At 59.9% G+C, this 13,094-nt stretch carries 12 protein-coding genes; all 12 read right to left on the bottom strand.

Features of this window, described 5'->3' with window-relative positions; all coding sequences use genetic code 11:
• Nucleotides 1-31: 31 nt before the first annotated feature.
• The gene (gene bamB, locus G5380_RS00620; RefSeq protein ID WP_088869218.1) at nt 32-1,216 is read right to left on the bottom strand and encodes an outer membrane protein assembly factor BamB; all 1,185 of its coding nucleotides are present in this window, start codon (nt 1,214-1,216) and stop codon (nt 32-34) included.
• Nucleotides 1,209-1,859: a YfgM family protein gene (locus G5380_RS00615; protein WP_421352194.1), complete on the bottom strand. Its 651-nt coding sequence runs from the start codon at nt 1,857-1,859 to the stop codon at nt 1,209-1,211. Before G5380_RS00615 ends, bamB begins: the two co-directional genes overlap by 8 nt.
• A gap of 3 nt (nt 1,860-1,862) precedes the next feature.
• Nucleotides 1,863-3,140 (bottom strand): histidine--tRNA ligase, encoded by a 1,278-nt coding sequence (gene hisS / locus G5380_RS00610; RefSeq protein ID WP_033136069.1) that lies wholly within the window; start codon nt 3,138-3,140, stop codon nt 1,863-1,865.
• A gap of 138 nt (nt 3,141-3,278) precedes the next feature.
• Nucleotides 3,279-4,394 (bottom strand): flavodoxin-dependent (E)-4-hydroxy-3-methylbut-2-enyl-diphosphate synthase, encoded by a 1,116-nt coding sequence (gene ispG, locus G5380_RS00605; RefSeq protein ID WP_005333801.1) that lies wholly within the window; start codon nt 4,392-4,394, stop codon nt 3,279-3,281.
• 10 nt (nt 4,395-4,404) lie between these two features.
• Nucleotides 4,405-5,376: a cytoskeleton protein RodZ gene (rodZ, locus tag G5380_RS00600; protein WP_216978561.1), complete on the bottom strand. Its 972-nt coding sequence runs from the start codon at nt 5,374-5,376 to the stop codon at nt 4,405-4,407.
• On the bottom strand, nt 5,366-6,157 hold the full coding sequence (tapF, locus tag G5380_RS00595) for a PilW family type IVa pilus biogenesis/stability lipoprotein TapF (RefSeq protein ID WP_421352193.1): 792 nt from the start codon (nt 6,155-6,157) through the stop codon (nt 5,366-5,368). The genes rodZ and tapF overlap by 11 nt, the downstream gene beginning before the upstream one ends.
• Nucleotides 6,158-6,168: 11 nt before the next feature.
• Nucleotides 6,169-7,272: a bifunctional tRNA (adenosine(37)-C2)-methyltransferase TrmG/ribosomal RNA large subunit methyltransferase RlmN gene (locus G5380_RS00590; RefSeq protein WP_421352192.1), complete on the bottom strand. Its 1,104-nt coding sequence runs from the start codon at nt 7,270-7,272 to the stop codon at nt 6,169-6,171.
• A 167-nt stretch (nt 7,273-7,439) separates the two neighbouring features.
• Entirely contained in the window at nt 7,440-7,868 is a 429-nt protein-coding gene (gene ndk, locus G5380_RS00585) for a nucleoside-diphosphate kinase (protein ID WP_005333805.1), read from the bottom strand.
• 267 nt (nt 7,869-8,135) lie between these two features.
• Nucleotides 8,136-9,419 carry an aminopeptidase PepB gene (gene pepB / locus G5380_RS00580; RefSeq protein ID WP_421235871.1) on the bottom strand — a complete coding sequence of 428 codons (1,284 nt, stop codon included), beginning with the start codon at nt 9,417-9,419 and terminating at the stop codon, nt 8,136-8,138.
• Nucleotides 9,416-10,720 carry an aminopeptidase PepB gene (pepB, locus tag G5380_RS00575; protein WP_421235870.1) on the bottom strand — a complete coding sequence of 435 codons (1,305 nt, stop codon included), beginning with the start codon at nt 10,718-10,720 and terminating at the stop codon, nt 9,416-9,418. Before pepB (G5380_RS00575) ends, pepB (G5380_RS00580) begins: the two co-directional genes overlap by 4 nt.
• Nucleotides 10,721-10,893: 173 nt before the next feature.
• Nucleotides 10,894-11,232 carry an ISC system 2Fe-2S type ferredoxin gene (gene fdx, locus G5380_RS00570; protein WP_005333808.1) on the bottom strand — a complete coding sequence of 113 codons (339 nt, stop codon included), beginning with the start codon at nt 11,230-11,232 and terminating at the stop codon, nt 10,894-10,896.
• A gap of 1 nt (nt 11,233) precedes the next feature.
• Nucleotides 11,234-13,081 carry a Fe-S protein assembly chaperone HscA gene (gene hscA, locus G5380_RS00565; RefSeq protein ID WP_338710021.1) on the bottom strand — a complete coding sequence of 616 codons (1,848 nt, stop codon included), beginning with the start codon at nt 13,079-13,081 and terminating at the stop codon, nt 11,234-11,236.
• Nucleotides 13,082-13,094 lie beyond the last annotated feature (13 nt).

The following is a 13,094-nucleotide window of genomic DNA, read 5'->3' as shown; positions in this document are numbered from 1 at the left end:
CCAGGAGCCGGATATTCACATTATCGGACGATCAAGGACGCTTGAGGGCGTACAACTTGCCGTCACGGCTCTGCACATACAGGGTCTCGCCATCCACCAGCGGGGCGGCGTAGAGACCACTGCTATCGAGCTGCTGCATCGCCTTGATGGTACCGTCGGTACGATCAAGCCAATACAGGTATCCTTCCACATCACCCACCACCACATAGTCACCGAAGATGACAGGTGCAGTGACAGTACGATTTTCCAGCTGGGTGTTGGACCACAGCTCCAGACCGTTGCGACGGTCGATGGCAAACAGATGGCTGCGGCTGTCGGTCAGCACGATGGCATTACCGGTCATCGCCAGATCGCGATAGCCGGAATACTTGCGCTTCCACACTTCATCGCCGGTCATCAGTTTGCGCGCCATCAGCTGACCGTTGTAGGCGATGGCATAGAGCTCATCACCGGCAATCAGCGGGCTGGCATCGACGTCAACCATGCGGTCCAGCTCGGTGGCACCGCGCGGATCAGCCACCTTGGACTGGCGCACCGGCTGGCCGTTGCTCAGCAGGGCGATGCCCACCTTGCCATCGGCACGACCGTAAATCACGGCGCCGTTGGTGATCACCGGTGCACCGGCACTGCGCAGGGTCAGCGGCGGCTGCTCTTCGGAGAGCGACCACTGCATCTTGCCTTCATCAGTGTCGAGGGCGATCAGGCGACCGGAGGTGGTCAACACCACCACGCGGCCATCTTCCACTGCGGGGCTTGCCACCACTTCGCCGGGCACATTGGTCTGCCACAGCACTTCGCCATTCTCTTCGTTCAGGGCGTAGACCACCCCGTTCTCGGAGCCGAGGAACAGCTTGCCGTAACGGGAAACCAGGCCGCCGGAGAGGCGGGCGCTGCGCTTGTCGGCGTTGACCGGCAGGTCGGCCAGATCGACGGTCCAGAGGCGATCACCACTGGCACGGTCAAAGGCGCTGACATCGCCGTCGCGGGCCGCCGCGTAGATGCGATCCTCTTCCACCACCGGCTTGAGCTGGGAGTAGAAGTCACCGATGCCATCACCCACATTAGATGACCATGCGGTGTCGGCTGTGAAGGCAGATTCAACCTTGGGCAGCGGCGCCATCGGGTTGAGATCCTCTTCGGAACTGAACAGGGAGCACCCCTGCAGAGCGAAGGAGACCGCAGCCCCCAGCGCCACCATCTTGAATAGATTACGCATCCGGTGCCTCACCAGTCGCAACGGCCGGCAGGGCCAGATCGTCCATTTTCAGCTTGAGCTCGGCGCTACCCTGCAGGCCGCCGGCATCCGCCGCCGCCTGATAGGCATCACGAGCCTCTTCGGTCTTGCCCTGCTTTTGCAGCACATCACCACGGGCTTCGGCTACCTGCGCCTTGAAGGCCTCATTCTGGATGGTCGCCAGCTTGGCCAGTGCTTCATCTGCCTTGCCCTGATCATTCAGCACACGGGCCAGACGCAGCGCCGCGATGGGACGAATGCTCTCGTCACCCGTGGTCGCCACCAGCTCCAGCTGCTCGGCAGCCAGATCCAGCTTGCCCGCCTTGACGGCAGCGGCAGCCAGTTGCAACGCGGCCAGTTCACCGTAGGAGTCACCCTTGTTGGCGGTGACAAACTGCAGTGCCTGCTCGAAACCGGCGGCATCGCCCTTGGCCAGCTGCTCAATCACCTGGTTGTAAGAGTGGGAGGAGGCCTCCATGGTCTCTTGCTGGTGCTGGTTGTAATAGCGCCAGCCAAACAGACCGACCAGACCGATCACGGTCCCGGCAATCACCGAGGTTCCGTTCTCTTTCCACCACTCCTTGATAACCTCAACCTGTTGTTCTTCGGTGGTATAGACTTCCACAGCTTACTCTCCTTTGGCTGCCAGCAGGGCAATGGCGGCGTCAACCTTGACGGTCTGTTGCTCGGCCTGACCACGCAGATATTTGATAGTGATCTCCCCGTTTTGCACCTCGGTCTCACCAAGGATCAGGGCGATTGCCGCGCCGCTCTTGTCGGCGCGTTTGAGTTGTTTCTTGAAGTTGCCACCACCGCAGTGGCTCATCAGGCGCAGGTCCGGCAGGGCATCGCGCAGACGCTCGGCCAGCTGGAAGCCAGCCTGTTCGGTCCCCTCGCCCACCATCGCCAGATAAACATCCACCGCCGGGCGGATATCGGCGTTGAGCTCGAGGGTTTCCAGCATCAGCACCAGACGCTCCATGCCCATGGCAAAGCCCACGGCCGGGGTCGGTTGACCGCCCAGCTGCTCTACCAGACCATCGTAGCGGCCACCGGCACAGACGGTGCCCTGGGCACCCAGACTGCTGGTGACCCACTCGAACACGGTCAGGTTGTAGTAGTCAAGACCACGCACCAGACGCTCGTTCACTTCGTATTTGATACCGGCAGACTCGAGCAGGCGCTTGAGCCCCTCGAAGTGGGCCAGGCTCTCTTCGCCCAGATGGTCGAACAGACGCGGGGCACCCACCAAAATGGCCTGCACCTTTTCATCCTTGGAGTCGAGTACCCGCAGCGGGTTGCTGTACATGCGGCGCTGGCTCTCTTCGTCCAGCTGATCCTTGTACTGCTCCAGATAGGCCACCAGCGCATCGCGGTAAGCGGCACGCTCGGCGCTCTGGCCCAGGGTGTTGAGCTGCAGGGTGACATGCTCGCTGATGCCAAACAGACGCCACAGGCGGTGGGTCAGCATGATCAGCTCGGCGTCAATGTCCGGCCCGTTGATGCCAAACAGCTCGACACCGAACTGATGGAACTGGCGGTAACGGCCCTTCTGGGGACGCTCGTGACGGAACATGGGGCCCATGTACCACATCCGGCGTTCCTGGTTATAGAGCAGACCGTGCTCGATACCGGCACGGACGCAGCTGGCGGTCCCTTCCGGACGCAGACTCAGGCTGTCGCCGTTACGGTCTTCAAAGGTGTACATCTCTTTTTCGACCACGTCGGTCACTTCACCGATGGCGCGCTTGAACAGATGAGTCTGCTCGACAATCGGCATGCGCACTTCGCTGTAGCCATAGCTGGCAACGACCTGGCGCAGGATCTGTTCAACCTTCTGCCATACCGGGCTCTGCTCCGGCAGGCAATCATTCATACCGCGAATAGCTTGGATCTGTTTTGCCACGTTGATACTCGAGAAAAAGAGGTAAAATTTGGCCGCATTATAGGGATTTTCCCCCCCAAGGTAAAATCAGGGAATCCGGATGCGGGATTTAAAATCAGTCACCTGGAAAAAGGGCCACCCAATGTGGCCCTGTTTCGCTCACTCCTTGTCCATCGGGATCCGGTTGGCGGGATCCAGCATGGCGGCGCGGGCGCGAATGCGGCGCTCCAGAGTTGGAATGAGATCCTTGTTGTCGAGCCGATCGACCCGCTGGCCCCCCTCATAGAAGGCACTCTTATTGGCGGCACCCGCCAGACCAAGGTCGGAGACCAGCGCTTCACCCGGGCCGTTCACCACACAGCCGATGATGGAAACATCCATCGGTGTGATGATGTCTTCGAGCCGCTCTTCCAGTGCATTGACGGTAGCGATCACATCGAACTCCTGCCGTGAGCAGGATGGGCAAGCGATAAAGTTGATGCCACGGGAGCGAATACGGAGGGATTTGAGGATATCGAAACCGACCTTCACCTCCTCCACAGGATCCGCCGCCAGCGAGATACGCAGGGTATCGCCGATGCCGTCGGTAAGCAGCATACCCAGACCGATGGCAGACTTCACCGCACCGGCACGGAAACCGCCCGCTTCGGTGATGCCAAGGTGCAGCGGCTGTTCAATCTGCTTGGCCAGCAGGCGATAGGCACCGACTGCCAGGAACACATCGGAAGCCTTGACGCTCACCTTGAAATCCTGGAAATCGAGGCGATCGAGATAGTCCACGTGACGCATGGCGGACTCTACCAGCGCTTCTGGGGTCGGCTCGCCGTACTTCTCCTGGATATCTTTCTCCAGCGACCCGCCATTGACCCCGATACGGATCGGGATATTGAGGTCGCGCGCGCAATCGACCACCGAGCGCACCCGCTGCTCATTGCCGATGTTGCCCGGGTTGATACGCAGGCAGTCGGCACCGTACTCGGCCACTTTCAGGGCGATGCGATAGTCGAAGTGGATATCGGCAACGATGGGGATGCGGGTCTGCTGCTTGATCAGCCGGAAGGCTTCCGCCGCTTCCATGGTGGGCACGGAGACACGGACGATATCGGCGCCGACCCGCTCGATCCGCTGGATCTGCTCGATGGTGGCGGCGACATCTGTGGTCTTGGTGTTGGTCATGGTCTGCACGGTAATGGGGGCATCGCCCCCAACCGGTACATTACCAACCATGATCTGTCTGGATTTACGACGAATGATGGGTGATTCGTGAGAAGACATGGGAAACAGATTACTCCTGCGGCAGTGAGAAGCGGGCTGTACGACCGTTGTTGTAACGGCTCATATCAAACGACTGACCCTTGTAGTCAAGCTTGACGGCCATGGGCGCGCCAATGATGAACTTCAGGGGCTCGGCGCCTTCCAGCACCAGCTCGTCGTTGGCCTTCTTCAGACCACTGAACAGGGTCTTGCCGTTGGCATCCTTCACATCCAGCCAGCAATCGGCGGTGAAGCTCATCTTCAGTTGCGGCGCAGTCGCCGGATCAACGACAGCCTCTTCAGATTCGGTGCCATTGGCGCCGGATACCGCAGCATCGGTCGCAGTGCCGACAGCCGCGCTGACATCGGTCGGGGCAACAGCCGCAGAAGCAGGCGCCAGGGTAGCAGTCGCATCGGAGACCACCGCGGGGGCAGTCACGTCAGTGGCGGCAGGTGCGATGGCAGCGCCTTCCACCGGGGCGGTGTTGATCGCATCGGGCTGCGTGATAGCCGGTTCAGCCGGAGTCGAACCGGTTGCACTCATCTCGGTGGCTGCCAGGGCTTCATCACCGGCGGAGCGGCGTGAAGTACTCTGCCACCACCAGGCGACCGAGAGCGCAATCAACACCAGAATAACCAGCCAGGTGACTACCTTGAGCCGATTGTCGTTGGCTTGCTGGCGAGAGCGACGGGAGAAGCTCTGCATGTCGATATTGTCGGGAGGAGTCAGACCCAGCTTGTCGTAAGCGGCCAGAATGGTCTCTTCCGGGATCCCGACCAACTTGGCATAGGTACGCAGATAGCCCCGAATAAAGGTATGGGACGTATGTTTGTCGTAGGTATCCGATTCGATGGCGGCGATCAGGGTCAGACGAAGGTGAATGCGGGACGCAACCTGTTCTCGTGTCCAGCCAAGCTGTTCACGGGCATTGCGCAGCAGCTGGCCTGGACCTGCTGCCTGGGAATCGTCTTGTTGGAAATCGTGTGGCTGTTCAATAGTCATTGGCTAAATAACGCTTGGCTTGTTGCGAAGTGGGATATTGCCTTACCAGCTCAGTCCCGAATTGGTGAAGTAATGCCGGCTTGTCCATTGCCTGTGCCAATCTGAGTCTCAACCAGAGACTCTCCTCATTCTCGTCTGACACATCGGCAAAACGGGCGAGGTAGGACTGCACATCAGGCAGCTTGCCATCTTTCATGGAAAGCTCGGCCAAGTCCAGCAATAACCTTGGATTGCCCGGATTATACCCCAAGGCCAGGAGATAGTACTCGGTTGCTTTATCATTTCTGCGATTTTGCAGGGCACAAAGTGCCGCATTTTCATAGGTATCGGCAATCTTCACATAGCCTGGTTGAATAACAGCCTGGTTGAATGCCTTGTCTGCCTCATCATAACGGCCACGATCACAGAGGAAGGCGCCATAGTTGTTCATTGCGTCAGCATTGGACGGATCCATGACAAGGGCGTTCTTGTAATGCTCTTCAGCCGCCTTGAAATCCCCCACCCTCTGGTAGAAGTAGGCAAAACCGATCTGCACCTGAGGATTGGAGGGGTCATACTGGAGGGCGCGATCAAGATTGAACTTGGCCTGCTCGGCATTGCCCTGACGCAGGTACTGGATACCCAGGTCGAGGCGGGTTTGGGCAGCCGCCTTGAGGTCAGGACCCACTTCACGCTGGGTCGAGTTCTGGCCAGCGTAAGTGGTCTCGGTCACACAGCCTGGCAGCGCGCAGAGCGCTGCCACTACGATCAATGTACGTGTATCCATTCCCTGTCTATACAATGGCTTAGCATTTAAACCATTTTGACGGAAATCCCATCCTGTTGCATCCGATTTTTGATAGTTCGCTTGGTACGGTCAATCACGTCACCCACCAGCTGACCACAGGCGGCATCAATGTCATCACCACGGGTCTTGCGGACAATCACGGTGAAACCGTACTCCATCAGCACCTTGGAGAAGCGATCGATACGGCTATTGCTCGGCTTGCCATAAGGGTTGCCCGGGAAGGGGTTGAACGGGATCAGGTTGATCTTGCTCGGGGTATCCTTGAGCGCCTTGGCCAGCTCGTGAGCATGCTGCATATCGTCATTGATATGATCGAGCAGCACATATTCGACGGTCACCCGACCACCGTTGGCATTGGATTTGGCCAGGTAACGACGGACACCGGCGAGGAACTCCTCGATGTTGTACTTGTCGTTAATCGGCATGATCTCTGAACGCAACTTGTCGTTCGGGGCGTGCAGGGAGATAGCCAGCGCCACGTCGATCTGGTCACCCAGCTTGTCCAGCGCAGGTACCACGCCAGAGGTGGAGATGGTCACCCGGCGCTTGGAGATGCCAAAGCCGTAGTCATCCATCATCAGACGCATGGCGGGCACCACGTTGGCGAGGTTGAGCAGCGGCTCGCCCATCCCCATCATCACCACGTTGGTGATGGGACGCTTGCCACCGACCACGCGGGCCGCACGCCACACCTGACCGATGATCTCGGAGACTTTCAGATTGCGGTTGAAGCCTTGTTGAGCCGTGGAGCAGAACTTGCACTCCAGCGCACAGCCAACTTGAGAGGAGACGCAGAGGGTCGCGCGGTCATCTTCCGGGATGTAGACGGTCTCTACCTCCTGATCGCCCACCTGCAGAGCCCACTTGATGGTGCCATCCGCGGAGCGCTGCTCGCGGCTGATCTCGGGCGCCTTGATCTCGGCGATCGCCTTGAGGCGCTCTTTGAGCACCTTGTTGACGTTGGTCATCTGATCGAAATCATCACACCCAAAGTGATAGATCCACTTCATGACCTGATCTGCCCGGAATGGCTTCTCGCCCAGTTCGACGAAAAAGGCACGCATGGCATCCCGATCAAGATCCAGCAGGTTGATTTTTGTTTCGCTCATCAATGGCCTCAGTTCAAACACTTCATCAATTATTGGCTGACGACGTCAGGGGGCGGCATTGTACAAATAATGGGTCTGGCTTTCCACCTGGAGAATAGAGGGATATTGCGTAAACAGCGAAAACAACAAAGGGAGCCGAGGCTCCCTTGGGTCATCATCCACAAAAATCAGCCGCGCGGGCAGATCTCGTTGTCAGAGAAGAAGTAGGCAATTTCGCGGGCAGCGGATGCAGGTGCATCGGAGCCATGCACTGCGTTGCGATCGATGCTCTCGGCATAACAGGCACGCAAGGTACCAGCCAGCGCCTCTTTCGGGTTGGTAGCGCCCATGATCTCGCGATTGCGACGGATGGCGTCTTCCCCTTCCAGCACCTGCACCATGACAGGGCCAGAGGTCATGAAGCTGACCAGATTGTCATAAAAAGGCTTGCCCTGATGCTCGGCATAGAAACCGGCAGCCTGTTCACTGCTCATGTGAAGCATTTTGGATGCCACCACTTTCAAGCCTGCACTTTCGAAACGGCTATAGATGGCACCGATCAGGTTCTTGCTGACAGCATCCGGTTTGACGATAGAGAAGGTACGTTCGATGGCCATTGATATCTTTCCTTAACTACAGAGTTTTATTGTTAGAATCCATGTTCGCTGGCGATTATACGTAAACAAAAACCGGAAAAACACACAAACAAGCAACTTTTTATTAAACATCACTCCCTTGCAATCAACATCCACACTCATCTTGACCGAGCAGAGCCGGAAAATATGTGCGCTTGCGCACGATAGTTACCTTAAGCCGCCAAAACCCCATCTTTTGTTCACAATTCGAACAGCATGAAAAAGGCACCCGAAGGTGCCTTGTCTCGCCTATTTGGCTTCCGCCAGCAAGGCCCGCGCTATGGTGCGCATCCCCAGGGTATTGGCCCCCGGCGCCCAGAGGGCATCGCCGTTGTCACTGAAGCAGGCGGCCAGATCGATATGCAACCAGCCCATCCCTTCGTTGGCAACGAAACGGGAGAGGAAACCCGCCGCGTTGGAGGCGCCACCCGGCCCGCCCCCCTTCACCGGACGGCTGTTGGCCGTGTCGGCGTAATGGGAGGGGCACTGCTGGCGGTGCCAGGGCTCCAGCGGCAGCGGCCAGGCTGGCTCATGCTCGGCATCGGCATAGGTCATGGCCCGGCTTACCAGCCCTTTATCGAGGCCAAACAGGGCATTGTAGCGCGCACCCAGCGCCATCACGGCTGCGCCGGTCAGGGTCGCGGCATCGATGATCAGCGATGCACCGGACTCGCTCGCCAGTTGCAGGCCGTCGGCCAGCACCAGCCGTCCCTCGGCATCGGTATTCACAATCTCGACCGTGGTGCCGTTCTTGTAGGTGAGGATGTCGCCCAGCTTGTAGGCGTGGCCGGAGACCAGGTTCTCGGCGCAGCAGAGGATCAGCTTCACCCGCTTGTCGAGCCCGCGCAGCATGGCCAGCGCCAGCGCACCGGTGACAATCGCCGCACCACCCATGTCGCACTTCATGGTGAGCATCCCCTCGGAGCTCTTCATGGAGTAGCCGCCGGAGTCAAAGGTGATCCCCTTGCCCACCAGCGCTGCCGCTACCGGCGCCTTGGGGTCACGCCCCGGGTTGAAGTCGAGCTCCAGCAATACCGGTTCGCGCGCACTGCCGCGGCCCACCTGATAGAGGCCGACCCAGCCCGCCTGTTGCAGCGCTTCGCCTTTCAAAATGCGATGACTCACCTTGTCCGGCGCCAGCTCGGTAATAAAGGAGGCCGCTTCCACCGCCAGCTCCAGCGGGCCCAACTGCTCCGGGGTGGCATTGGTCATCTCGCGCACCCAGCGGCCGCAGAGCCAACGCGCTTCCAGCTCCTCTCTGTCCTCTTCCGAGGACATGGCCCACTGCAGTTGCACCTCCGCCTTGGGGGTTTGCAGCCCTTGGGCAAAAGCCCACTGCTGTTCACGCTCCCAGTGACCAGCTAGGGTCACTTTCTGGATCCCCTGCTGGCAGAGGCGACGGGCCGCCTGCTGGATATCGAGCAGCGGATTGGCCGTCACCAGATGGATCACCATGCCGTCGGCGCGGTGAGAGAGCAGCGCCCCCTCCCCCCACTCGGCCGGTGCAAATTCACGACTTAACCAGACATTCATGCGGTCACCTCCTGCAGCCAGCGGGCGATGGTGCGCAGACCGTGCCCCTTGGCGCCGGTCGCCCAGAGATCGTTGCCCGATTTCTGATAAGAAGCCGCCAGATCCAGGTGCACCCAGCCCTTGCCCTCATCGCGCACGAAGCGGGAGAGAAACGCAGCAGCCGTGGTGGCACCGGCCGTGCCTTCTGCCGAGGCGACGTTGCCCAGATCGGCAAAGGCCGAGGTGAGCTGGCTGGCATGCCAGGGCTCCAGCGGCAGCGCCCACGCCTGCTCGTTTTCCACCTTGGCGGCGGCCAGCGCACGCTGCTGTTCGGTCTCATCGAGGGCAAACACCGCATTATAATCGCGTCCCAGCGCCATCTTGGCGGCGCCGGTCAGGGTGGCTGCGTCAAGGATATAAGCTGCACCGCTGTCGGAAGCCGCCATCAGGCCATCGGCCAGCACCAGACGACCTTCCGCATCGGTGTTCTGGATCTCGACCGAAACCCCGTTCTTGTAAGTGAGGATGTCGCCCAGCTTGAAGGCGTGGCCGGAGACCAGGTTCTCGGCGCAGCAGAGAATGAGCTTCACCCGCTGGTTCAGACCGCGGCTGATAGCCAGCGCCAGCGCGCCGGTCACCATGGCGGCACCGCCCATATCGGACTTCATCGGCAGCATGTTGTCAGAGGACTTCATGGAGTAGCCACCGGAATCGAAAGTGATCCCCTTGCCCACCAGCGCCGCCACCACGGGCGCATTGCGATCACCGGTCGGGTTGTAGTCAAGCTCCAGCAGCACAGGCTCGCGCTCGCTGCCACGGCCAACCGACCAGATCCCGATATGGCCGGACTCGCGCAGCGCTTCACCGGCGGTGATACGGGCAATAACCTGATCCCCGGCGATACCACGAATGAGCAACAGGGCCGATTCCGCCAGACTCATGGGGTAGATCTCTTCCGGACAGCCATTGGTGATGTCACGTACCCAGCGAGCCGCCTTGAGCAGCGCATCCAGTTCACGGGCTTCCGCGTCGCTCTGCTGGCCGAAATCCAGTTCACGCGCACCCTTGGCGGCGTAGAACCCCTGGGCGAACGCGTAGCGACGCTCCAGATCCCACCCCTCACCGGCCAGCGTCACCCGCTTGATCCCGCTCGATTCGAGGCGACGGGCGGCGCGCTGAACGGTGCGCAGAATATCCTTCTCCTGACCGGCGGTACCAAGATGGATCAGAGCCTCGTCGCCATTGAAACTGAGCTGGGCGCCCTCGCCCCAACAGGCGGCCGCAGCCTGGGTGGATAACGCTACCTTCATCATGTCAGCCATCGTGTTTGCTTCCTTTTTACTGGCACTATGTATAAGCACTCTTTATGGGAAAGAGCTTATTGGCAAAGAGAGAATAACGAATACAAAAAAGGCCGTGCCCCCGAGGGTCACGGCCTTCCACCATATCACTGAAGCACCACAGGATGCTGCACGTGCAATTCACTCATGTGTAATTAATGGCGTTCAGAGGCAAGGTTCAGGGTGTACTTGGGCAATTCCACCACCAGATCCTCGTCCGCCAGTTTTGCCTGGCAGCTGAGGCGCGATTCCGGCTCTAACCCCCACGCCTTGTCCAGCATGTCGTCTTCCAGCTCGTCACTTGGCTCGAGCGAGTCAAAGCCCTCGCGCACCACGCAGTGGCAGGTGGTGCAGGCACAGGATTTCTCGCAGGCGTGCTCGATTTCGATACCGTTGCGCAGCGCCACATCCAGAATGGTCTCGCCGCTTTGCCCCTCGAGGGCGGCGCCATCCGGACAGAGTACGGGATGAGGAAGAATGATCAGTTTTGGCATATTACACCTTGTTGACGTTTTGTCCGGTCAGCACCTTGCGGATGGAGGCGTCCATCCGGCGGGCTGCAAACTCGCCACTGACAGCATCGGCTGCCTCAATGGCTTCTTTGATTTGATGGGTTGCGCCGCTGTTGCGCATGGTCAGCAGATGGGCGATGGCGGCATCAATCTCGGCACGCTCGGCAGCATTGAGCAGGGCATCGCCATCGGCGGCCAGCGCCGCATTGAGACTCTCGACCACCCGGTCGGCTTCAACCTGCTGCTCGGCCAGCATGCGGGCATCCATATCCTGCTGGGCGTTCTCGATGGAGGCGCTCAGCATGTTGAGGATATCCTGCTCCGCCAGCCCGTAAGAGGGCTTGACCTGGATCTCGGCCTGCACGCCGGAGGATTTCTCCATGGCGCTGACCGAGAGCAGACCATCCGCATCCACCTGGAAGGTGACGCGAATATGGGCGGCGCCGGCTGCCATCGGCGGAATGCCGGTCAGGGTAAAGCGGGCCAGGGAGCGGCAATCGGCCACCAACTCGCGTTCACCCTGTACCACGTGAATGGCCATGGCGGTCTGACCATCCTTGAAGGTGGTGAACTCCTGGGCGCGAGCCACCGGAATGGTGGTGTTGCGCGGGATCACCTTCTCGGCGAGGCCACCCATGGTCTCCAGACCCAGCGACAAGGGGATAACGTCCAGCAACAGCATCTCGGCATCGGGCTTGTTGCCCACCAGAATATCGGCCTGGATGGCGGCGCCAATGGCGACCACCTTGTCCGGATCGATGCTGGTCAGCGGCGCACGCTGGAAGAAATCGCCCACCAGTTCACGCACCAGCGGCACCCGGGTGGAACCACCGACCATCACCACTTCCAGCACTTCCACCTGCTCGAGACCGGCATCGCGCAGGGCGCGGCGACAAGCCAGCAAGGTCCGTTTCACCAGCGGGGTGATGAGTTCATCAAACTGGCTGCGGCTCACTGAGCCCTGCCAGCCCGCAAAGGTGCACGCCACCTGCTCGGCATCGGTCAGGCCGTGTTTGACGGCCGCGGCCACATCCAGCAGCTCGCGCTGCAGATGGGCATCCAGCTCGCCGGAGAGGCCCGCCTGCTCCTTGATCCAGTCCGCCAGCAGGTGATCAAAATCATCACCGCCGAGGGCCGAATCGCCGCCGGTCGCCATCACTTCAAACACACCGCGGTGCAGACGCAGGATGGATATATCGAAGGTACCGCCCCCCAGATCGTAAACCGCGATCACCCCTTCCTGACCGGAGTCAAGGCCATAGGCAATCGCGGCCGCAGTCGGCTCGTTGAGCAGACGCAGTACGTGCAGACCGGCCAGACGGGCCGCATCCTTGGTCCCCTGACGCTGGGCATCATCGAAATAGGCGGGCACGGTAATGACCACGCCATCGAGATCGCCCCCGAGAGTCTGGGCGCCACGCTCGGCCAGCTTTTTGAGGATTTCGGCCGAGACCTGCACCGGATTGACCAGCCCCTGACGGGTTTGCAGTTGCGGCATGCCATTGTCGGCGGCAACAAACTGGTAAGGCTGCTGGCGAGTATCAATATCGGCCAGCGCCTTGCCCATCATCCGTTTGACCGAGACGATGGTGTTGTGAGGATCGAGCGCCGCTTCGCGCTTGGCATCAATCCCGACTCGAATGGCGTCGCTTTGATAGTGCACCACTGACGGGAGCAGGTCGCGCCCTTGCTCATCGCAAAGGGTATCGGCGTGACCACTGCGAACCGCAGCGACGAGAGAGTTGGTGGTGCCGAGATCGATCCCGACGGCACGTTTGTGCTGATGAGGAACAGCGCTCTGGCCGGGTTCGGCGATTTGCAGTAATGCCATGGGTAATGAAACT

The sequence above is a fragment of the Aeromonas sp. 604443 genome (genome assembly GCF_049170315.1).
GTDB lineage: Bacteria > Pseudomonadota > Gammaproteobacteria > Enterobacterales > Aeromonadaceae > Aeromonas > Aeromonas veronii_A.
Note: the sequence above shows the minus strand (reverse complement) of the source record. Positions and strands in the feature narration are given on the sequence as shown.